This is a genomic window from Chryseobacterium sp. AC417 (assembly GCF_979258215.1).
The window spans coordinates 1,562,073-1,584,913 of the sequence record NZ_OZ409845.1 but is presented as its reverse complement, the minus strand read 5'-3'; the positions used below and the strand labels follow the sequence as shown (position 1 = coordinate 1,584,913).

Genomic DNA, 22,841 nt, shown 5'->3' with positions numbered 1-22,841 from the left:
ATGATAGAAGTAAAACAAAACAACGACGAAAAACACGGAAGCTTTGAAGCTTTAATTGAAGGAAAAAAAGCAGGATTAATGACCTACACTTGGGCAGGTGAAGAGCGTTTCATCATTGATCATACCGAAGTTGAGGAAGAATACAACGGAAAAGGTGTCGGAAAAGAAATGCTTGTTAAAGCCGTAGAATTTGCAAGGGAAAAAGGTAAAAAAATCATTCCGCTTTGTCCGTTTGCGAAAGCAACTTTCCAGAAAAACAAAGATTTGCAAGACGTGCTTTAATAGTTTAGAATAAAAGTAAAATTCACAAAACCTTTCAGAAAATTTCTCTGAAAGGTTTTTCTTTTTTAGCAGAAACAAAAAAAACTATATTTGCTAAAATTTAAAATCTAAGCATGAATCCCGGAACTATCCTTTTGCTGTTTGTTTTCGTTTATTTTGTAGGTCTATTGGTGATCTCGTATTTTACCAGCCGAAATTCTGACAATCAGTCGTTTTTCATCGGTAATAAAAAAAGTAAATGGTGGCTTGTTGCTTTCGGGATGATCGGAACCAGCTTAAGCGGAGTAACATTCATTTCAGTACCAGGAACCGTCGGGAAAATGACCGGTAGCGAATACATTTTCGGAGGTTTCGAATATTACATGATGGTGATCGGATTTTTTATCGGGTATTTTATTGTGGCGGCAATTTTACTTCCACTCTACTATAAGATGAATCTGACTTCGATTTATACCTATTTAGGAAAAAGATTTAACGTAGAAGCGCATAAAATAGGGTCTATATTTTTCATTATTTCGAGAGCAATTGGCGCAACGGCAAGATTATATTTAGTGGTTAATGTTTTACAGATCTTTTTATTACAAGATTTGGGCGTTCCGTTTTGGGTAACGGCAATGGTTCTTTTATTGATGGTACTTTTATACACTTTCGAGGGTGGTGTAAAAACCATTGTGATTACCGATACTTTGCAGACCTCATTCATGATTATCAGTTTGATTGCTTGTATCGTCTATATTTTATCTAATTTGAATCTGTCTTTTGGAGAAGCATATACTATTTTAGGAGAGAAAAACTATACCCATTTGATCAATTTTGATCCCAATTCCAAAACATTTTTCCTGAAAACCATTCTGGGAGGTATTTTTATTACGATAGCAATGACCGGATTGGATCAGGAAATGATGCAAAAAAACATCTCTGTAGACAACCTTCAGAATTCGAAAAAAAATATGTTGACTTTTGCAGGAACATTGCTTTTTGTAAATCTTGCGTTCTTGTTTTTAGGTGGATTGCTTTATCTTTTTGCTTTACAAAATGGTGCAGGATATTCTCAAATCACCAGTATGGTAGAAGGAAAAGAAGTAGTCTCTAATGTTTTCGGATTTAAAGATGCTGCTGGAAACGTGAAAAACATTATGGGAGACGATTTGTTTCCTGCATTATCACTGAACGGATATTTCCCACTGGCAATTTCTGTTATTTTTATTATCGGTTTAATCTCAGCACTGTTCCCTTCTGCGGATGGCGCTTTGACGGCAGTCACGAGTTCTTACTGTGTAGATTTATTAAATTTAAATGAAGATAAAACCAGAACTGAAAAGCAGAAGAAACATCTTCGTATGAAGATTCATTTAACTTTTACTATCGTTTTTTTCATATTGATAATGTTTTTCAAAGCGATGAACGACAAATCAATTGTGTATTTAATCATGGAAATCGCAGGCTACACGTATGGCCCTCTTCTGGGACTTTTCGCTTTCGGGATCTTTACTAAATTTAAAATTTCTAGAAAATACTCAATACTTGCCGTTACACTTTTGGCACCGGTTCTTACTTATTTGATTAATTATTCTGTGACAACCTACACAGATTACAGAATTGGTGTGGAACTGATTATTCTAAATGGTTTGCTGACCTTTATTGGTTTGTGGCTGGTGAAGAATAAAAATTATTTGAAATTGGTGTAATAATTATTTGGGCAGCTTTTTTTGTCAATTCCCGCTTTTTCGTTTAGAAAGAAACCATTTAAGCTATAAAATCGGAAAATTATAAAAAACATATATATTTGATGAACAGATTAATTTTAGTAGGAAATGGCTTTGACTTAGCCCATAACTTAAAAACCGGATATAAAGATTTTATTGATAACTTTTGGTCAGAACAAATAAAAAGTTGCACTATTGATTCTCAAATCAATAGTATAGCAAACGATTATTTTTATTTTGATTTAAATCAGCCATTGCCTGTAAATGAGAATTTTAAAAATTACAATCAACTAAAAAATCTTTTAAAACAAAAAAAAGTAAAGATTAATTTTGACAATAAATTTCTAAAAATAATTTCAGAAGCTATATCTTCACAAAATTGGGTAGATATTGAAAATGAATATTATACAGAATTATCAAATGTAAAAACAGAAAAATATCCAGATTATAAGATTGATCATTTGAATTCCGATTTTAATGATATTAAAAAATTATTAGTTGATTACTTAAATAGAATTGACAAAAAAGTTATTAAAAACAATTCTGTCTTTGATAAAATTTATGACAGATTTTACTATCGAGATCTTGAAGAGAAAAAACAATTAAAATTATTAGATTATATATTAAAAATATTCTTAAGAAATTTTAATGATATTGATCTACAGAATGATATATCTCTTGAAACAAATAATTTGAAAAAACGTGTAAATGAAATTAATGAAGAAGGAGATGATGCAAAAGAATTTATTAAGAGTAAAATTGATTCTCTACACACTTCCAGTTCAAAAGAACTCTTTAATTTAAATCCTGATAAAATATTATTCTTAAATTTTAATTATACTGAAACTATAAAAATTTATGAAAACAAATATAAATCAGAAACAATAAATATTCATGGAGAATTAAACTCAATTCAAAACCCTGTAATATTTGGTTTTGGAGATGATGTAGATAAAAAATATCAAGAGTTTGAAGATTTAAACGATAATAAATATCTAGAGAACTTTAAATCTATTGCCTATTTACAAACAAATTCATATAAAAGACTTTTAGAATTCATCAATGCTGACGAATATCAAGTTTTCACCTTTGGACATTCTTGTGGTATTTCTGATAGAACAATGTTAAATACTATTTTTGAGCATGAAAATTGCAAATCAATTAAACCTTTTTATTACAAAAGAAAGGATGGTAGTGATAATTATACTGATATTGTACAAAATATTTCAAGAAATTTTAATGACAAAAAGAAGTTTAGAGATAGAGTTGTTAACAAAACATACTGTGATCCATTAACCTAATTTACCAAATAAACAATTAAATTTATTAAAACTTGATTGAAGTAAATTAATAAAATCCGGGTTTGATTCCGGATTTTTCCATTTCCGTAAGCCAGTAAAAAATTGTAGATTTGCGTGCAAATAAATCCTATACAATGAGTAAAAGTATTGAAGAGCTGAAATCTCTTACTACGCAAATCAGAAGAGACATTTTAAGAATGGTTCATGCTGTAAATTCAGGACATCCTGGTGGAAGTTTAGGCTGTACAGAGTATTTCGCTGCACTTTACGGTAAAGTGATGAACTACAACCTGCCATTCACCATGGAAGGTAAAAACGAAGATCACTTCTATCTTTCAAACGGACATATTTCGCCGGTTTTCTATTCTACACTGGCAAGATTTGATTTCTTTCCGGTAGCAGAATTAAGCACTTTCAGAAAATTAGATTCAAGATTGCAGGGTCACCCGACGACTCACGAAGGTTTGCCGGGAATCAGAGTTGCTTCAGGATCTTTAGGTCAGGGACTTTCTGTAGCACTTGGTGTGGCTCAGGGTAAAAAATTAGATGGTGACGATTCTTTGGTATATACGCTTCACGGAGACGGAGAATTGCAGGAAGGTCAGGTTTGGGAAGCTTTGATGTATGCTGCTGCAAAAAAAGTAGACAACATCATCTCAACCATTGATTATAACGGACAACAAATTGACGGAAGCACAGAAAATGTACTTTCTTTAGGAAATCTTCATGCAAAATTAGAAGCTTTCGGGTGGATTGTTTTAGAAGAGAAAAACGGTAACGATCTTGAAGCCGTAATCGGAATTCTTGATAGAGCAAAAACCGAAACCGGAAAAGGAAAACCAGTAGTGATTATTCTTCATACAGAAATGGGTAATGGTGTAGATTATATGATGGGAAGTCATGCTTGGCATGGTAAAGCTCCTAATGATGAGCAGTTGGATACCGCATTCAAACAATTATATCTGGAAGCTCCGGCAGATTATTAACATCAATGATAATTGATAAGCGATGAATGATTTCGTATTTAAAATCAATTATCAAGCATCATTAATCATTTATAAACTTAGAAATTCACATGAAATATACATATACAGAAAAAAAAGATACACGTTCAGGATTTGGGGCAGGATTAGCTGAATTGGCTGACAAAAATCCTAATGTTGTGGCACTTTGCGCAGACCTTATCGGTTCTTTGAAAATGGAAAAATTCATCGAAAAAGCTCCTGAAAGATTTTACCAGGTGGGTATTGCTGAAGCAAATATGATGGGATTGGCTGCAGGTCTAAGCATTACAGGAAAAATTCCTTTTACGGGAACGTTTGCTAACTTTTCTACATCAAGAGTGTATGACCAGATTCGTCAGTCTATCGCATATTCCGGAAAGAATGTTAAAATATGTGCTTCTCACGCAGGTCTTACTTTAGGTGAGGATGGTGCAACGCATCAGGTTCTGGAAGATATCGGAATGATGAAAATGCTTCCGGGAATGACGGTTATCAATCCTTGCGACTACAACCAGACTAAAGCTGCAACCTTAGCGATTGCAGATCACGAAGGTCCTGTTTATTTAAGATTCGGAAGACCGACTGTTCCTGTGTTTATTCCTGAAGATATGCCTTTCGAGATCGGAAAAGGTATTCTTTTGCAGGAAGGAACTGATGTGACGATTGTTGCAACAGGTCACTTGGTTTGGGAATCTTTGGTTGCCGCAGATGAACTTGAGAAAGAAGGTATATCTTGTGAGGTAATTAACATCCATACGATTAAACCTTTGGATGAAGAGATCATCTTAAAGTCTGTTGAGAAAACTGGGAAGATTGTAACTGCTGAAGAACATAACTACCTTGGAGGTTTAGGTGAATCTGTTGCGGGAATGTTGGCTAGAAAAAGACCTACAAGACAAGAATTTGTTGCCGTAAACGATACGTTCGGAGAATCTGCGACACCAGCGGAATTAATGAAAAAATATAAAATCGACGCAGCAGCTGTAAAAGAAGCTGTGAAGAGAATTTTAGCATCATAGATTTCATCTGAAATTGATAAAAGCATCCATATTTTGGATGCTTTTTTTATTTATAAAAAGATCGTGAGATTCTTAATCAAAACTCAACTGAATGTTTTTTAACAGCTTAGTAATAAACTTAATTGTTCGAAAATCTTATTATCTGAAAAACTTCCACTTCGGAATAATCGCCAACATCCCAAAACCTGTAAAAAGGAAAAGATTGGTAACGTCTGAATATAAGAATGTAGACAAATAGTAATTGTGCATAAAGAAGTGCAAAACCAACATCACAGGAAACAGAATGATGCCTATTTTCCGGTAAAAGTACATCAGTACAATTCCTGCAATCATCAGAAAATCTATTGAAAAAATGAAGTAGAAATAGCCTGATGGAATATTTAAGGTCTCATGCTGTAAATACTCATCAAAATCTAACCCTATTCCCATAAAGGTAAACAAAAGCAAAGAAGCTAATGCCAAAATAAATTCCCATCCTTTCTTTGGATCTTCATCAAAGTAACTGTATTCTTTGTATTCCTTTTCCATACTGCAAAAATAAAGAACTTATGAATTACTTCATAAGTTCTTTGTTATTTATATCGTCTAAAATTTGATTAAATTGAGATTGCGTTGATCAATCTGTTTTTATCGCTTAAAAACTCTTCCATAGAGATCATACTTTCAGTTCTCATCACATCCTGGATGTCGTCGATCTGATAAATAATTTTTTTAGCGTCTTCAGTATTTTTAGCTTTTACCTTGCAGAAAATATTATACTTTCCTGAGATAACGCTTGCTTCTACAACGTTTGGAATTGTTCCCAACTCTTTCAAAACCTCTTGCGTACGGTTTGATTTTGTTAAAAGAATTCCGATAAAAGCTGTAAAGTGGTAATCTAGTTTACCATAATCTAAATTAAGAGATGATCCTAAAATAATACCTGCATCTTCCATTTTCTTCACCCTTACGTGGATTGTTCCGGCAGATACATCCATCTGCTTAGCAATTTCTGTAAAAGGCATTCTTGTGTTTTCTACTAAGAAATCAAGAATTTTCTTGTCTATTTCGTCCAGTTGATAGTTCATATTAGTGAAATTATATTTTTCCTAAAAAATCGATAAATTTTTTACAAAATTAAGAAAAATAAATTAACTAAGGAATATATATCAAAGATTAACAATAATTAACACATATGACAAAAATCATTCAAGGATTCAGATTATTTAACCTCTGATTTTACGGAATCTGTTTTTATTTCAGTAGTAGCAGGTGCCTGTTTTTTATCTTTTCTCTTCTTTTTGAACAAAGAATTGAAGCTTTTACTCCATACGATACCGCCTCCATATGCCTGATTCGCAGAGCCGTTTGTACCCACTGTTCCCACTCCCATTCCTATATTGGTAGGTTTAGAGTAGCCTCTTAAAATTAAAGTTCCGTCATTCTTTTTAGAAATATCATATTCAATACTTCCCTCTCCGGACAGATAATTGGCATCTGTAGCATCTGTTTTATTCAACGGAATTCCCAGACCTGTCTTTACAGTGACTCTTGGTGAGAGGTCAAAGCTTACTCCTGCATTTGCACGATCTCCAACGTTAGAATTCTGATCTGCTTTAACGTAATTTAAATCAATCTGAAATTCACTGCTCATTGTATTAAGAACCGAACCCAACTGTTTCAGAAGCATATTATATCCCGAAGATTCTGCAACACCCACTGCATCAAATACTAATCCTCCCGTGTTTGTCACATTAAACATATTCAGCAAAAGAATAGATCCGAATTGAAGAACATTCTCTCCTTCCGTTTGATTGATTTTCGCTGCCAAAGTTTCTTTTACCTGACTGGAAACATCCAAAGCGGTAACATTCAGCGCTATTTTGGGATCATTCAAAGTATTGGTAATATTGGCTTGCAACAAAATACTGATCGGCTGCAACTGACCCATATTCAGATATTCTCCGGCATTTGAAACCATTCTTACATAGTTTGCCGATATATCTAATGCAGGCTTCATCGCATCACCGTCCCAACGAATACTGCTGTTTTTTTGAATCTGGAAGGTTCTGTTTAATATTGCCTTAGATACAAAAGTTCCGCTGTCTACCATATAGGAGCCATTCATCGCTATCGCACCCTGTCTTCCCATCTGGAATCTCAAGTCTTCAGCCACTCCTTTCACTGTAATATTTCCTACATCATCTCCTACCAAAACATTCACCGTGGTTCCTTTATCCACATCAAGACTGAAATCAATATTCATATTCGATCCTGATTTTTTCTTTTCTTCTAAAGTGACCAGACCGTCTTTTCCTTCCTGCAAAAACCTTAGCATTTTAAATTCTTCAACATTTGAAGTGGAACTTGAATTGAAAGTAAAGGTACTTCCATTCAATGCTTTCATATTCGGAGTTGATAAATTTAAAGCCGAAACAGGACCATCAATATATAAATCTCCCTGACCGTAAACTCTTCCCCAGAAAAGGTCATATTCTTTCTGAGTAGTACTTAGCATTAGCAGATTATCTGCTCTCATAACAAGGTTGACTCCCATTGATGATATCGTTTCAAACTGTATCGCCCCAGAAATTGTTCCCTGAGAATTTGATCTTCCGTCATGCACTCCTATATTGTTCAGAATTGCCAAACCTTTAGAAAGAGGAATTACGGTATCATCAAATGAATAATCAACTCCTGTGAATAAAAGTTTTAAACCAAACTGTTTCAAAGCTATATCTCCGCTATAATCAAGATTTTTCAAAGTTCCGTTGATCTTCAAATCTCCTGTTGCTTTTCCTCTTAAATTACCAAAAATTGTCTGAACAAACTGTTGTGTAAATGCCAGATCAAACTCATCCAATTGCGCTGTCAGATCGATGGTTGGCGAAGGTGTGTTGTTATTAACAGTTCCTGTCAAATGCAGATTATTATTCCCAATGATTCCTGAAGAGGTTACTTTTACATCAACATCATAAACATTTAAAGAGTAGCCGTTAACTGCAGATATGGTAAGATCACCCATATCATTTCCATTCATCATTATGTTATCAACCGTCAAATCAACCAATGGCTGCAATGTGCTTTTATCCATTTTTATTTTCACACTTCCATTGGCTAAACCTTTAATATCCATCGGATTTCCTCCGGCTTGCATTTCTAGAAGTTTCTCGATAGCAAAATCCTGTACTTCTGCATCAACGTAGAAATCTTTTGCAGATTTGAATATCGATTCATTGATCAAGATGGAGCTTTTATCAGAATAAATTTTAAGATTTTTAACTTCAAAATCCTGTGTGCTTTTGCGGTAACTTATGTAGTGATCCAAATCTACACTCGTATCGATTGCCCAGGTCACATTATTAAAGCTGACTTCTGTAGGTTCAAACCTAAAAATATAGTCTCCCGCAGGATTGGTCGATTGATTGAAATTTATTGCATAGTTCTTCAGATTATCATCAAGCTCATCCTCAGGACTTCCGTGCTTAAAGCTGGTCGCAATGCGAAGTGTAGAGTTATTTTCATTTTTCCCTGTGAGAAGTATGTCTTTCAGAATATTTTTATTGTATTCTACCCTTTTTATTTTCGCATACAGCTGCTGATCAAGATTCGCTGTATTGATTCTCACCATTACACTATCCACCAAAGCACTGTCTCTGGTAATTGTTTCTCTTTCATTAATCTTATAATCAGGATTTGCATTTGCCAAAGCCATATCTGCATCTGTGATTTCTTCTTTTTTGGTCATCACATACTTTAGGGAAGCGGCGTCAAGATTCAAAATCAAATTGTTTGAATTTCCGTCATATTCTCCTTCTACTGTTGCGCCTTGAGGAAGCTTCAGATCGGGCATAAAATAACTCACCAAACCCTGCTGAACATCAAAATTCATTGTGAAATTCTGTCCGCGATATAATTTTCTTGGTGGTGGACCCACTAAGATTTTTCCTAAACCATTCTCCACCATTCCCGCTAAATCGGCAAGATTATATTTTCCTGAAATTTTACCTTCTACTGCTCCCGGTGCATTTACATCAATTACTCGGTTTCCGTTTTCAATAAACGTTTTTACTTTTGCATTTGGAATTTGATAACGCTGTGTGGCAGTTGCAAAATTGATATTATTTGCCTCAACATCAAGATTTAAATCGTTCAGATTGGTCATCGACATTTTTCCGTTTACCTGGCCACTTACGATTTGGTTTCCTTGTTTACCGGTGAAATAATTCATATTCAAATGCGTCACATTCGCATCCACATTGGCAGAAATTCTGGCAGTACTAAAATCAATAAGCCCTTTTACGGTAGCTTTTGTCTGCTCATCATTTACGGTAATCAAACCGTTATATTTTTTATGATCAAGCAAACCGTCCAAGCTCAGGTTATTGATCTCTTTATTCATGATATCGATGCTTGAAATCTGAGATCTGGTTCTGATACGCATTGTATTCACATCAAAACTCTGCCCGTCGATATTGAATTTCCCTGAAATCAAACCAACCGTTTTACTTTTCGTAATTACTGAAGTATTTAAATCTCTTACTTCCGCATAACCTTTGTATTTAGGCATTGCAGTGCTGAAATCTGTCAATGAAAAGTTGGAAATCTTCGCTTGTCCTATTCCCGTCATCAGATTTCCGGAAGAAACGTAAACCTGTTTAGGATTTACTTTTACATCACCATTATATTTTAATTTACCAAAATCATCTGCGAAGTTTTTCATTTTAGATGAAATAAATTTTGGCATCATCGCTTTCAGATCTTTGTAAGTGAAATCTGCAGAGAGATTATTGGTTTCAATTAAAAAATTACCTTTCAGCAAATTGGTAATGTTCATTTTCTGTGTAGCAATATTCACAGAAGGATTTCTGATAAGAAAATTATCAAGCGTGAATTTATTCAGCGGTCCGGACATTTTTCCGCTGATATTAAACGGAATATAGTTATCCCAATTGGTTACAAAATAGCTGATGTCATACCCGCTCAACTGACTTCCCAGCTTGAGATTCATATCCCATTTTACTTTGTTGGTAAAATCTGCCCAAGAACCTTTATTTAAATTAAATTTTATATCACCCTGCAGAAGCGAATGATCGGTGTTTAAAGTCAGATCTTTCAGGTAAAGAAAATCTTCAGTCATTGAAAAATCAGTAGAAAAAGTGTCAACAAAATGAGATTTCCCCCATCTTTTAGTGGTGAAGGTAAAATTATTGATTTGTGCAGAAACATTGACACCGTTTACTTTAAGCAGGGGTGCTATCAAATTAACATTCGTGGCAGTCAGCCATTTCCCGGCTTCTCCCGGAGAATTCTCATTAATGATTGAAACTTTAGAATCTAAAATTTCCAATCTTGAATTTAATTGAAAAGGAGGTTTTGCAGGATCTGCTTTTTTCCCGCTGTCGAAAAGTTTTGTGAACCGTATAAAATTCGAAATACTGTCGCCTTTATAAGTAATCACTTTGATATCAGCGTCTCTTAGAGTCAATCCATTAAAGCTCAAAGAGTTGTTTTTACCAATATTTGTTACTAGAGAAAACCAGTCTGAATTGGCTTTAAATTCTCTTGCTTTGATGAAATCTAAATTTTTATAGTCTTTTATTCTTAAACCTTTTATGGTGACGTCACCAAAGAAATCTACCTCTACACTTTCTGTAGACATTTTTGCTTTAAAGTCTCTGTTGACAATCTGTAACGCCTGATCTGCGGCCCATCTTTTTGTTACCGGAAGATTGATTGCGATAAGAATAATAACTACAAGAGAAAGTACAGACCAGAATAATATCAGTAAGAGTTTTGCCCACCAAGAATAGCTTGTAACATCTTTTGCAGCCTGTTTACCGAATTCCTGAGCGGTATCTATCGGATGACGAATGGCATCGGAGGCTAACTCGGAAGCTTCTTTCACCGTCTCCTGAACATTGTCTACGGTCTTTTGTACCTGATCTCCTAAGTTCTCAGCTACTGATTTTTTATGCTCATTTTCGTTATTATTCTCTAACTTTGCCATTACTATGAGTGACTCTATAATTTTAGGTATCGAATCGTCTTGTGACGATACTTCAGCAGCCATTATTAAAGGAAATTCTATTCTTTCAAACATTGCCGCAAACCAGGAAATCCATAAAGAATATGGAGGTGTTGTTCCTGAGCTGGCGTCACGAGCTCATCAGCAAAATATCATCCCTGTAGTAGAAAAATCCTTAACCAAAGCAAATATACAACAAAATGCAATCTCTGCCATAGGCTTTACCCGCGGTCCCGGACTTTTGGGTTCTCTTCTGGTAGGCACTTCTTTCGCTAAGTCTTTGGCTATGAGCTTAAATGTTCCTTTGATAGAAGTCAATCATCTTCAGGCTCATATTTTGGCACACTTCATCGACGATGCAAATCCTGTGCCGCCAAAATTCCCATTCCTGTGTCTTACCGTAAGCGGAGGACATACCATGATTGTTTTGGTAAAAGATTATTTCGAAATGGAAATTATCGGGAAAACAATTGATGATGCAGCAGGTGAAGCATTTGATAAAATCGGTAAAATTTTCGATCTGGATTATCCGGCAGGACCAATCATTGACCGTTTGGCAAAAGAAGGAAATCCTGATGCTTTTCAATTCAATAAACCAAGACTTGAAAATTACGATTATTCTTTCAGCGGAATTAAAACCTCAGTTTTATATTTCATTCAGAAAGAAGTGAAGAAAAATTCTGATTTCATTAAAGAAAATATGAATGACCTTTGTGCTTCCGTACAAAGATGCATCATCGAAATTTTAATGAATAAATTAGAGAAAGCGGCGAAAGATTTACATATAAATGAAGTTGCCATCGCAGGTGGGGTTTCTGCCAATTCTGCTTTAAGAAAAGCAATGCAGCACAATCATGAGAAATTAGGCTGGAATATTTACATTCCGAAATTTGAATATACTACTGATAATGCAGCAATGATTGCGATGGTTGCCCAGCTGAAATTTGAAAGAGGAGAATTTACAGATCTGAGAACCACAGCAACGTCAAAATACGATCTATAAACCAATCCTAAAGCAAGGAAAACTTATTAAAATATACGACTTAAAATAAACATCTACAGATGAAAGTATTATTAGAAGAAAAAGTACTGGTGACGCATTCTAAAAAGAACTCAAAATATTATTGGGTTTTAGAAACGATTACCGGAAAAAATGAAGTGACAGATAAATCTGAAGACGAAGATTATTTAATGACGAGTTCAGAAATCGGATATGTTCAAAATGTAAAGGAAGAGATTATTGAGAAAATCAATTCAGAAAATGTGTTTAGTTTTCCTTACGAACCTAAAGAAGGAGATTATTTATCCATCAAAAATAATTTAAGAAAAAACGAATATCTGAATTTGATTTTTATGAATAATAAATGGATTGAAGAAATTTACGCTTGTTCATACAGAGATTGTGAAGGCGATATTTATACCACGATAAAAACCGGAGTAGCATTTTTAAGCGATAATGAGATTACGTTTTAAATAATTACGAATTAATAAATTTCAGGGATTCTAAATATTCTATATGAAACTTTTTTTTGGAGAAATCAATAACGGAAAAGCAATCATCAACGATGAAGAGCAGCAGCACATCGTAAAAGTTCTTCGCATGAAAGATGGCGAAGAAATTCATGTAACCGACGGAAAAGGAAATGTTGCATTCGGAAAATTAATGATTGAAGGTAAAAAAGCAGGAATTGAGGTTTCAGAAATTAAAACTGATACACCAGATTTTAGCCCAAAACTTCACATTGCCATTGCTGCGACTAAAAATATTGACCGTATTGAATTTTTTGTTGAAAAAGCCGTAGAAATGGGGATTAATGAGATTACGATTCTTCAGACTGAAAAAACTGAGCGAAAAAATTTAAATATTGATAAAATCAGAAAGCAGGCAATTGCTGCTTCGAAACAAAGTCTGAGGTTTCATTTTCCCTTTATTCATGATTTCATTAAATTACCGGATTTTCTAAAAAACATAAATTCTGAAAACATTTTTGTGGCGCACTGTAACGAAAATTTGGAAAGAATTAATTTAAATGAAATTCTCAAATTAGAAAACTATACTTTTCTGATTGGTCCTGAAGGCGATTTTTCAGATAAAGAAATTCAGTTTTTAGCCGAAAAAGGAATTAAAGCGGTGTCTCTCGGAAGCCAAAGACTGCGGACAGAAACTGCGGGAATCTTTGTAGCCGCCTGGAATTATAACAAAATGATTTGATTCAATTCTCTTTTACACCTTCAAAACTTTTTCAAAAAATTTTCCTTTTAAGGCGAAAGAGAAAATATGATACGGAAATAAAATGACCAGAATAAAATAATTAGCAGCTTCGAAATTGGCAAGTACAAATTCCATCGTGTACCAATGAAAAACAAATAAAAATACCATAAAAAATGTAAGGAGCTTTCTATTAAACGCTCCCAAAAAGCAAAGAAATTGGGTAAGAATTCCCATTATGGTAAGAATGACCCAAACATTTTCATAGGCATAGATATTCTGTATCCATTCAGGAATTACTGCATCTGCTCTGTAGTAACTATCATAGGTATTTAGTTTTGCAGCGTTCTTATCAATCCAAATTACTTTATCGGTCTGTTTAATTAAATTTTTTGCAGTTCCTAAAATTTTCCACAATCCTGCCATTGTATAGGTTGACAAAATTCCAAGATAAAAATATTGAACCCATTTGTAATCATTACTTTCAAGATTTTTTGGAACAAGAAAAATACTCAGGAAAAAACCAAGGATAATAAGATGATTATCGTGATGCACACCATAATTTGCAGAAATCGGAAGACTGATTATTGCTGTCAATAAAAATATGCAAACATTGAGAATATAAGAAGGTTTTAGAAAAGTATACATAAAAAGCAATCCGCAGACAAGCAAAAGGGTTATAAATAATAAGTTAGAAGGATATTCAGGAAACATTATTTTCTGTAACCAAAAAACAGGTTCATTAATTTCGGCAGGTCTGTCTTTAAGTGCCTGAAATTTCAGATATTGTACAGCCAGCCAATAAATACCGAAGATTCTCATTACATAATAAGAAACTTTAAAATTAAAAATAGTCAGCTGTGGATACGTCATTACAGTTTTGTAATTAATTTTTTAGAGGTATTCATTTTTTTTTCACCGATTTCCTTTGGGTTATAAATTTCTTTATAAAGAAGATAACTTTGATAACGAGGCTGGATATCTTTTGCAAAAATCAATAGTTTTTTATTGCTTACATCTCTGTCTTTATCGTTTTCTATATTGCTTCCATATATATCTATAATTAAAGCCTGATCATTGACTTCATAATTTTTTGAAGGAGTATACCTGATTTTGACGGTATCTGAATTTTTTATTCCATACAAAATATATCTTTCTTCTTTCAAAGCTCCGCCGCTAGGAACTGTAAATAGCTTCCAGCTAGCAAATGGGTATATTTCTTTATATCCTTTTTCAATTAAAACAAGACTTACCAGAGACATACAGAAAGAAAAAACAAATAAGTGTTTTGTATATTTTTTCATAAAATACTGAGATTATTCATTTTCAGATATCTATCTAAAATTCCTTCACCACTTTTCATTGAATTTACCGCCCAACGGATTTTCATTTTCAGCAGTTTTTCTTCGTTTAATTTATACTGAATATCCGATTTTATCAACTTCTGCTTCAATTCGTACATACAAATTGAGGCTGCAACGGAAACATTAAAGCTTCTCGTGAAACCAAACATCGGGATCGCTAAAGTTTCATCTGCGAAATCCAAAATTTCCTGAGAAACGCCTTCCATTTCAGTTCCGAAAACCAATGCAATGGGTTCTGTAATTTCGTATTCGGGGAGCATTTTTGCATTATTTTCTAACGAAACTGCAACGATCTTATAACCTTCATTTCTAATCTTGCGAAAAGATTCCATATTTCTTGGAAGTTTTTCTACTTCAACCCAGGTATCCGCACCTTTCGTTACTTTCAGATTGGGCTCAAAATTATTTTCTTCCTGCAAAGCTACCACTTTATGAAAGCCACAGGCTTCCACAGATCTTACGATGGCTGCAGCATTACGAAACTGATAGACATCTTCTAAAACCGGCAAGACAAAATCTGAACTTTCGGGAGCAAAATATTCTATTTTTCTCAACCGCTCTTCCGTGAGAAACTGCTTCAGGTATTCGTAAGTTTTTGCTAAATCTTCCATCTATTTTCAAATCTTTGCAAATTAACGTAATTTTGAAATTCTGAACCTGATTCAGGTTAAAATTCTTTAATAAAAGTATGAAAAGAAAAGTCCTTCTCATTTATACCGGTGGAACAATTGGTATGGAAAAAGATTACGAAACAAACAGCCTCCGTGCTTTTGACTTCGGAAATATTTTTGAAAAAATGCCTGAAATGAAGCTGATGGAGTGCGAGGTTTTCGTGCATCCTTTTGCAAAACCTCTGGACTCTTCTGATATGGGACCTGAAGAATGGAGAATTATCGCCAATTATATTTTAAAGAATTACAAAGAATACGATGGCTTTTTAGTGCTTCACGGTACAGACACGATGTCTTACACTGCTTCAGCCTTGAGTTTCATGCTAAAAGGTCTAAAAAAGCCCGTGATCTTAACAGGTTCTCAGCTTCCTATCGGGGATTTAAGAACCGATGCAAAAGAAAATCTTTTAACCAGTTTGTATTACGCAAGTTATTACGAAGAAAATGAAGCGGTGATTCAGGAAGTTGCGATTTATTTTGAATACAAATTATTGAGAGGAAATCGTACTTTGAAATATTCAGCAGAATATTTTGATGCATACTCCAGTCCGAACTACCCTATTCTTGGGCAATCAGGAGTGCATTTAAAAATTGATAAGGATAATTTATTTCGTTGTAACAAAAATATTGAGTTTCACGTGGATGAACATATTTCGGAAGATGTTTTGTTCTGGAGGATTTTTCCCGGGATGAAACTCAATCATTTTAAAGAAATCCCGAAGATGAAAGTTTTGATTCTTCAGGTATTTGGTTCGGGAACGATTTTCAGCAATGAAAAAACTTTGAAAACACTGCAGCAAATTAGAAATAGCGGAACAGAAATCGTGGTGGTAAGTCAGTGTATTTCAGGAGGAATCTCTTTTGGAAAGTATGAAAACAGCAATATTTTTGTTAAAATAGGAGCGATCAGCGGAAAAGACATGACCGCCGAATCTGCGATCACAAAAGCAATGCATTTGATTGACAACCCTAATTATGAGGGCAGTTTTGCAGATAATTTTTCAAGAAATATTTGTGGAGAAATCAGTGAATAGGAGATTTAGAATTTGTAAATTCAATAAAATAACCTATTTTTGCAGTCTTCAAAACAGAGAGGTGTCCGAGTGGTTGAAGGAGCTACCCTGGAAAGGTAGTATACGGGTAACTGTATCGTGGGTTCGAATCCCATCTTCTCTACAAAAACAAAAACCAGATCAATCGATCTGGTTTTTTGCTTGAAAGTATGAATGTTGGTGTTTACCTGGTTGAATTAGGACTACTTCCTAGCCCCGATTGCAACGGCATCCTTTTTCTGAAAGGGCTTAAAAAAGCGTTGGCGAAAAAGATAGAGTGGAAAGCGGGATCAGGCTCCTAAATCAGTTACAAATCGTAAGAAAACTGTGATCTCTCATATGAATTTTTATCATGGCTTCAGATTTTAGTTCGCTGTAAATACTTTGATCAAATACTTCAACGGCTTTCAACTTTTGGTCGATAAAATCTGCAATTCTCACAACTGAAAAATAAAAATTTCTGTAGTGTAAGATATCGACCGTACTTCCGAAGCGAGGTAAATATACATTGAGAAAAGGTAAGGTTTTTTGATGCCGGTCATAATCCAGGCAATAGCCGTTTTTTTCTTTTAATGTGATGATTTCGTAGTGATTGATATAATTCAGCACAGATTCATTTTCTTTTATAGAAATCTTGTTTTGCTGAAAATATGCATTTATTTTATCCAGGACACATTGTGCATATTCCATCATCGAAATGGTTTTTGATTCTGAAACCTGATTGGGTTTAGTTTTCGAATTTTTATCAATATCAAATGAAATCCCATAATTTTCAAGTGCAGAAAAAAAACAATTTCTCACCTGAATTGTAGGATCAGCCTGCAATTTATCGTCTGCAAAACTGTAACTCAAATAAGGTTTGTAAAGTGTTGCAAGACCTTTAAGAAAGTCAATTTCGCTTGTATTATGATATCGCTCGAACCAAAGTTCAAGATTGTGGTAATAATTTTTTTCAAATTCTCTGAAACCTAAATAAAACGGTAATTCCATAGCCTTAAGATTTTATAATGCAAAGCTATAGCTGTAATGCGACAAAACTTGACGTGTTTTATTTTGATGTAAAATATTAGAAAAACCAATTCTGAATAAAAACAAAGCGTCAAGCTTTTAGGTCTTTCTAAGAAAAAGTAAAACAATATAATTTTTTTAAATGTAAAGTTCAGTTTTTCATATTCATTGATTATTAACAAAATGTAACTTCAATTGAATTTATCTAAAAAATGAATGACAGAAACAATAAATTACATTAAATATAAAATTATCACCTAAAAATAAACTCAAAATTATTTAATTATCAAAAATTAACATATTTTAAAGAAAAATAATTGTATTTTTGCATCACTAAATCAACACAACCACACCATCAAATAGCAGATACCAATGAAAAAATATTTACTAACTCTTCTAATAATCTTCACTCTTTCAGCGTGTAAGAATACCCCAAAAGATGCTGATCTGACAGTGGAAAAGACCGAAAAAGTGTCGACAGATGAAATAACCAAAGAGACCATTTCTGATCGTCATGGTGATGAAATCGAAATAATTACCAACCATACTAAAGACAGAATAACTATTCATCTTAACGGAAAAACATACGAACTTAAGAAAAATCAATCTTCAACCGGGTTTTCTACAGAAGATAATAGATATCTTTACACTGAAACAAAATATGAAGTAACTTTTCTGAAAAAAGAAATGGATATGGTTCTGTTTCACGGGAAAAGAAACAATATTGAAAAGAAAATAGCATCACAATAAAAAACAAAGACACTTTATTCGGTGTCTTTTGTTTTCATAAATCTATTTAAAGAAATTTCTTCTGTTAATTCTATTGCATTTTCAATAAAATCATAAAGACTTTTTGAGAAATAACATCCATTCAGAATTCCTCTCGCCCCTAAGCCATTAAAGACATAAAAATTGGCGTAATCTGTATGTCTGCCTAAGATTGGTCTGCGATCTTTTACAGTAGGTCTGAAGCCAAAGTAAACTTCTTTCACCTCAAAATCATTCGGATAAAATTCAGATAAACCGTTTTTCAGCTGCTCCATTGCAGAATCATCTATATTTTCATGTAATTGTTCTCTGTCGTAAGTTCCTCCATAAAAATACAATTCGTCATTTAACGGAAACAAAAAATGCTTCTTTTTGATGGTAATTTCTTTCGGGATTGCTTCAGAAAGTTTTACTCTAATATGATGACCTTTATTGGGAATCACCTGAATATTTGAAAAGTAAGGATTGTTTTTCACGCCCATTCCTTCACAGAAAATTATATTTTTATATTTAAAATTATGATACGTGGAATTTTCAATATCAACTTCAGTATAATTGAACTTCTCATGTACTAATTGCGAATTATTGCTGTGAAACTTCAATAAACCATTGAAAAATCCATGAACGTCTAATCTGGCAGATTGGTTTACTATTCCTGTATCAAAATTGTTTTGGACGCCTTTTAAATGTTTAAAATTTTCATCTAGAAAGCTTGAAAGTTCTTCAGTCTGTGATTTTCTAAGCCATAACTTTTGTTCATTCTCATCATGGAAAATCCTGTGAATAGGAGCGTTAATCAAATAATTAGCACCTGTATATTTATCAATTTCGTCAAGTGAGATTTTAAGAAAATCCAATTGTTCCTGAGCCAGCCAAAATGTGGTGAATTTTTTTAAAACAACAGGATTTACAATACCTGCTGATATTTGGGAAGCACTTTTTTTTCCTTCAGAAAAAATAACAAAAGATTTGTTGTTTTTTGTAAGCTGATGCGCAAAAAACATTGCTGCATAACCATCTCCTACAATTATATAATCTACATTCTGCATAATAAAAAAACCTGAGTAAAAATACTCAGGTTTTTTATAAATATCAAGTGAAATCTAGTAATTCCACATATCATTCTCCATTTGAAGAATTTGCTCTTTAATTTTTTGACTTTCTTCCAATTGCTCTTCCGCATTTCTAGGGATATAGTCTTTGATAACACCATCACCTAAACCAGTTGAAGATTTGTAAATAATTGAAGAAAATCTTCTTGCGTTAATTACATCATCAAAAGATAAATCAGCAGATGAATTGTTTTTGTTAAAAACATAATTATTTGCTAAGATCTCTCTTGCTTTAGGATAATATACCCAGAATAAGTCAATAAGCTCATCTTTACCAGCAATAGGTTTTCCTTCTGCATCATAAACACCTTGAACAGCAGGATCTGGGCCCATAGCAGCTATACCAAGTGGTCTGTATTTCATTTGCCCATCTCTTTTATCAATGAACCACATTCCCATTATTTTCAAAACTTTAACTTTATCTGTTGTAGTTTGAAAAATATCTGTGTATTCCTTCTTTTCTTGTTCTGTAAGTTGTCTTCCAGAATTCAAAATATCTATTGCTTCATTAGCAATGACAACTTTTTCTAATCTCTGTTTAATTCCATCGGGAGAAAGTTTGTCAGAAAAATTTTCATCATTGTATACCTCCTCGATTTTTCCTTCTAAAGCTGCATCCAACAAAATTTGATATAAAGACCTTGTAGTTTTTGATAGTAACCCATCCGGATTATCATAATAGAATGGTTGATTAATTTTATCATTCAAGTCTATTATTTCCCATACGATCATACTTTTCAAGATGTCTTTATCATCTACAAAACCGTATTCTAGTGGTTTTACTTTATTGCTAATAACAGTATCTCCCACTTTTCTCATATTTTCAGATCTCATCTGTCTGAATTCTTCCGGAGAAGAAGCATTTAGAATAGTTTGGGAAAATACAAACCCGGTAACTAAAACTAAAAGACTGCTAATATATTTTTTCATAAAAATTGCTTTTTAATATTATTGAACATTAATAATAATTGGCGTGATTCTTTTAACAATCTGACCATCTAAACCTTGAGCAGTTGCTTTGATTTCGATAATCGAAACAATATCCCCAGACTTCACATTTTTCAATAACCCTTCGGCAGCATCTAATGTATTACCCTTAATAAGCATTGCTGCTTTACCTGGTACCCTAACCATAAATTCATTTACGGTAAATGTTACAGGGAAATCAAAATCAGGAATCGCTGCTTGTACAGTTTGATTTTTAATAGAGGTTGCTGGAATATTTAATACATTCAACCCTCTCATCTGACCTTGCGGAGGTGGTACATTTTTAATTCTGTACTCAAAAACCTGAGACACACTTTTTCCTGTAGGATCAGTACCAGAAAGAGTTAATTTCACAGTATTACCAGCTTGTGGCTTGACATTCCATTTACCTTTACCTGTATTAGAAACTACTGCTCCAGGTGCAGATAATGATAATTTAGCATTGTCAGCCCCAAGAATAGATCCTGATACAGGGTTTTGTAAACCTCTGTACATTACATTCATCTTATCAGCAGAAAGCAATAGACCTTGTTCCAATTTCACTTGTTGAGGACCTGCGATTACGTTGTAAGTATGCGTGAAAGGGAAAGTTTGAGCTTTACCTGATGCATCTGTTAATGTAATTACACCACCAATCTTACGTTCTCCTAATCCACCAGTATTTAAAGGAAGATACCCTTTACCATTTTCCTGTCTGCTTACTCCACTAATGCTTATTTTATTGCTGTTAGAATAAGAACCTAACATAATAATAGCTTCAGCTTTTTTACCAGACTGAATATCTGAAGGAGCAGAAACAATAGCTTCATACTGATTAAACTTAATACTTGCATCAACTTTCTCCTGAAGCATTAGTGCTAATGCATCAGACTGTACGTTTCTTGCATCGTTCTGAATAATTTCTAAATTAGAAATCGCAGCAATAAGAGGTTGGTTGTAAAATTTATTCTGGAACCAATTTTTTCCGTTTGGAGATTTCCCATTAGCATATTCTGCAGATAAAGAAGCATTGGCTCTGTCAACTAACTTTTTAAGCTGTTGGTTACTTCCGAATTTAGCATTGATGTAACTTTTTACATCATCCATCTTCTTTTTAAGCTCTAAAGCATTTGCTGACGGACTGTTTTCATCACCTTCCTTGAAAAAATATTCTGTCGTAGCTTCGTTATTATTCAATGCAGAAAAATTCTCGCTTACATCCATATCCTTACCGGTTTTAGGATCTAAATCAACAAACTCTGCTTGTTTTTTAAGCTTTACTTTGATTTCTTCTGTAGAGGCTACTAAAATATCTAGCTTACTTTTCAGACCTTTATAGTCTTCCCAAGGCTGCGCATATGTATCTGGTACCTGCTGTGCCTTAGCTTCCAAAGTTTTTTCAAAAATATCTTCATTTTTCTGCTCTGTCAAAAACCTTGTCTCTTTAAGGGCTTTTGTAGAATCATAATATGATCTAATAATTTCAACATCAATATTTAGGGCCATCATTGCGATGAACACCAAATACATTAGGTTGATCATCTTCTGACGTGGAGTCTGTTTTCCTTTTGCCATTCTCTTTTCTTTAGTTTTTTAATAAATTAATGGTTCGGGATTATGACTTCATTGCTGTTAACATACCACCGTAAACTCTGTTTAAGCTGTTTAAGTTTGTTGTTAAACCTTGTAATTCTTGGTTAAACTTCTCAGAATGCTCAGCAGATTTTTGCATATCTTCAACATATTTCTTAGCAAAATCAGATTGTCTCTGACCATTTTCTAATTGTAATGCATATAGAGCATTCATGCTTTCCATGTGTTGAGCGGCTTTATTAAGCTGATCGTTATATTTGTGTGTAGAAGCAGATACATCAACTGTTTGGTTGATCTGATCTACAGAACTTGAAAATTTATCAATACCAGTTCTCAATCTGTCGAATAACTGTACATCTAATTTTGCATCCTGAAGCATCTTATCTAATTTTCCAGATAAAGAATTTTCTAATTCTGCGAAATGATCTATTGTATTTTTTGCTGATACATTAGAGTGTAAAGGATTTGGGTTTGCATGCTTATCTAATAATTCAGGATAAACATTTTCCCAGTGGTAAGACTCTTCAGCTGCTGGAGGGTCAAATGCGAAAATAATAAAGATAATTGCCTCTGTAACAAGTCCTACAGTAAGTGCAATGTTACCATTAATTGGGCCAAATGAAATGTGAGTAATTTTAAGCCAAGCTCCAAGAATTACAATTGCAGCACCGAATGAATAGAAGAAATTCATCCAAGCATCTTTAGTCTTAAACATATAAGTTAGTTTTTTTTAATGTTAAATAAAATAGTTTCTGAAATAATTTATACTGTTGAGATTC

21 protein-coding genes and 1 tRNA gene are annotated in these 22,841 nt (G+C 33.6%); 11 read left to right on the top strand and 11 right to left on the bottom strand.

Annotation, left to right across the window (positions count from 1 at the left end; all coding sequences use genetic code 11):
* From ACZZ9T_RS07695 to ACZZ9T_RS07675, 5 genes are all read left to right on the top strand, one after another.
* The gene (locus ACZZ9T_RS07695) at positions 1-282 is read left to right on the top strand and encodes a GNAT family N-acetyltransferase (RefSeq protein ID WP_463441578.1); all 282 of its coding nucleotides are present in this window, start codon (positions 1-3) and stop codon (positions 280-282) included.
* Positions 283-395: 113 nt separating this feature from the next.
* On the top strand, positions 396-1,970 hold the full coding sequence (locus ACZZ9T_RS07690) for a sodium:solute symporter (protein ID WP_463441577.1): 1,575 nt from the start codon (positions 396-398) through the stop codon (positions 1,968-1,970).
* A gap of 101 nt (positions 1,971-2,071) precedes the next feature.
* On the top strand, positions 2,072-3,289 hold the full coding sequence (locus ACZZ9T_RS07685) for an AbiH family protein (RefSeq protein WP_463441576.1): 1,218 nt from the start codon (positions 2,072-2,074) through the stop codon (positions 3,287-3,289).
* Positions 3,290-3,423: 134 nt separating this feature from the next.
* On the top strand, positions 3,424-4,275 hold the full coding sequence (locus tag ACZZ9T_RS07680; RefSeq protein WP_463441575.1) for a transketolase: 852 nt from the start codon (positions 3,424-3,426) through the stop codon (positions 4,273-4,275).
* An 89-nt stretch (positions 4,276-4,364) separates the two neighbouring features.
* Entirely contained in the window at positions 4,365-5,312 is a 948-nt protein-coding gene (locus ACZZ9T_RS07675; RefSeq protein ID WP_463441574.1) for a transketolase family protein, read from the top strand.
* A 138-nt stretch (positions 5,313-5,450) separates the two neighbouring features.
* On the opposite strand, the gene ACZZ9T_RS07670 is transcribed toward ACZZ9T_RS07675, so the two are convergent.
* From ACZZ9T_RS07670 to ACZZ9T_RS07660, 3 genes are all read right to left on the bottom strand, one after another.
* Positions 5,451-5,840: a hypothetical protein gene (locus ACZZ9T_RS07670; protein ID WP_463441573.1), complete on the bottom strand. Its 390-nt coding sequence runs from the start codon at positions 5,838-5,840 to the stop codon at positions 5,451-5,453.
* 68 nt (positions 5,841-5,908) lie between these two features.
* Positions 5,909-6,379 carry an Lrp/AsnC family transcriptional regulator gene (locus ACZZ9T_RS07665; protein ID WP_047446659.1) on the bottom strand — a complete coding sequence of 157 codons (471 nt, stop codon included), beginning with the start codon at positions 6,377-6,379 and terminating at the stop codon, positions 5,909-5,911.
* Positions 6,380-6,513: 134 nt separating this feature from the next.
* The gene (locus ACZZ9T_RS07660) at positions 6,514-11,301 is read right to left on the bottom strand and encodes a translocation/assembly module TamB domain-containing protein (protein ID WP_463441572.1); all 4,788 of its coding nucleotides are present in this window, start codon (positions 11,299-11,301) and stop codon (positions 6,514-6,516) included.
* Between the two features lie 4 nt (positions 11,302-11,305).
* Between ACZZ9T_RS07660 and tsaD the strand changes: the two genes are divergently transcribed.
* Genes tsaD through ACZZ9T_RS07645 form a run of 3 tightly spaced genes read left to right on the top strand, consistent with a single transcriptional unit; the run spans position 11,306 to position 13,531 of the window.
* Positions 11,306-12,322, top strand: a complete 1,017-nt coding sequence (gene tsaD, locus ACZZ9T_RS07655; RefSeq protein WP_463441571.1) for a tRNA (adenosine(37)-N6)-threonylcarbamoyltransferase complex transferase subunit TsaD — start codon at positions 11,306-11,308, stop codon at positions 12,320-12,322.
* A 59-nt stretch (positions 12,323-12,381) separates the two neighbouring features.
* Positions 12,382-12,792 carry a hypothetical protein gene (locus tag ACZZ9T_RS07650; protein ID WP_463441570.1) on the top strand — a complete coding sequence of 137 codons (411 nt, stop codon included), beginning with the start codon at positions 12,382-12,384 and terminating at the stop codon, positions 12,790-12,792.
* 43 nt (positions 12,793-12,835) lie between these two features.
* Complete coding sequence (locus tag ACZZ9T_RS07645; RefSeq protein ID WP_463441569.1) at positions 12,836-13,531, top strand: RsmE family RNA methyltransferase; 696 nt, start codon at positions 12,836-12,838, stop codon at positions 13,529-13,531.
* 12 nt (positions 13,532-13,543) lie between these two features.
* On the opposite strand, the gene ACZZ9T_RS07640 is transcribed toward ACZZ9T_RS07645, so the two are convergent.
* The 3 genes from ACZZ9T_RS07640 to ACZZ9T_RS07630 are packed head-to-tail and all read right to left on the bottom strand — an operon-like array spanning position 13,544 to position 15,503.
* On the bottom strand, positions 13,544-14,401 hold the full coding sequence (locus ACZZ9T_RS07640; RefSeq protein ID WP_463441568.1) for a hypothetical protein: 858 nt from the start codon (positions 14,399-14,401) through the stop codon (positions 13,544-13,546).
* Positions 14,401-14,832, bottom strand: a complete 432-nt coding sequence (locus ACZZ9T_RS07635) for a hypothetical protein (protein ID WP_463441567.1) — start codon at positions 14,830-14,832, stop codon at positions 14,401-14,403. The genes ACZZ9T_RS07640 and ACZZ9T_RS07635 overlap by 1 nt, the downstream gene beginning before the upstream one ends.
* Positions 14,829-15,503 (bottom strand): TrmH family RNA methyltransferase, encoded by a 675-nt coding sequence (locus ACZZ9T_RS07630; protein WP_463441566.1) that lies wholly within the window; start codon positions 15,501-15,503, stop codon positions 14,829-14,831. The genes ACZZ9T_RS07635 and ACZZ9T_RS07630 overlap by 4 nt, the downstream gene beginning before the upstream one ends.
* A 77-nt stretch (positions 15,504-15,580) precedes the next feature.
* Between ACZZ9T_RS07630 and ACZZ9T_RS07625 the strand changes: the two genes are divergently transcribed.
* Both ACZZ9T_RS07625 and ACZZ9T_RS07620 read left to right on the top strand, forming a co-directional pair.
* The gene (locus tag ACZZ9T_RS07625; RefSeq protein WP_463441565.1) at positions 15,581-16,597 is read left to right on the top strand and encodes an asparaginase; all 1,017 of its coding nucleotides are present in this window, start codon (positions 15,581-15,583) and stop codon (positions 16,595-16,597) included.
* Positions 16,598-16,652: 55 nt separating this feature from the next.
* A tRNA-Ser gene (locus ACZZ9T_RS07620) sits at positions 16,653-16,739 on the top strand.
* A gap of 179 nt (positions 16,740-16,918) precedes the next feature.
* On the opposite strand, the gene ACZZ9T_RS07615 is transcribed toward ACZZ9T_RS07620, so the two are convergent.
* Positions 16,919-17,605, bottom strand: a complete 687-nt coding sequence (locus tag ACZZ9T_RS07615) for a hypothetical protein (protein ID WP_463441564.1) — start codon at positions 17,603-17,605, stop codon at positions 16,919-16,921.
* Between the two features lie 390 nt (positions 17,606-17,995).
* Between ACZZ9T_RS07615 and ACZZ9T_RS07610 the strand changes: the two genes are divergently transcribed.
* Positions 17,996-18,373, top strand: coding sequence for a hypothetical protein (locus ACZZ9T_RS07610; protein WP_463441563.1), 378 nt, complete (start codon positions 17,996-17,998; stop codon positions 18,371-18,373).
* Between the two features lie 14 nt (positions 18,374-18,387).
* Here ACZZ9T_RS07610 and ACZZ9T_RS07605 read toward each other — a convergent pair whose 3' ends face one another.
* The 4 genes from ACZZ9T_RS07605 to porL are packed head-to-tail and all read right to left on the bottom strand — an operon-like array spanning position 18,388 to position 22,777.
* Positions 18,388-19,440 carry an NAD(P)/FAD-dependent oxidoreductase gene (locus tag ACZZ9T_RS07605; protein ID WP_463441562.1) on the bottom strand — a complete coding sequence of 351 codons (1,053 nt, stop codon included), beginning with the start codon at positions 19,438-19,440 and terminating at the stop codon, positions 18,388-18,390.
* A 54-nt stretch (positions 19,441-19,494) separates the two neighbouring features.
* Entirely contained in the window at positions 19,495-20,433 is a 939-nt protein-coding gene (gene porN, locus ACZZ9T_RS07600) for a type IX secretion system ring subunit PorN/GldN (RefSeq protein ID WP_463441561.1), read from the bottom strand.
* Positions 20,434-20,451: 18 nt separating this feature from the next.
* Positions 20,452-22,044 (bottom strand): type IX secretion system motor protein PorM/GldM, encoded by a 1,593-nt coding sequence (gene porM / locus ACZZ9T_RS07595; protein ID WP_463441560.1) that lies wholly within the window; start codon positions 22,042-22,044, stop codon positions 20,452-20,454.
* A 40-nt stretch (positions 22,045-22,084) separates the two neighbouring features.
* Positions 22,085-22,777 carry a type IX secretion system motor protein PorL/GldL gene (gene porL, locus ACZZ9T_RS07590; protein WP_463430991.1) on the bottom strand — a complete coding sequence of 231 codons (693 nt, stop codon included), beginning with the start codon at positions 22,775-22,777 and terminating at the stop codon, positions 22,085-22,087.
* Between the last annotated feature and the right edge of the window lie 64 nt (positions 22,778-22,841).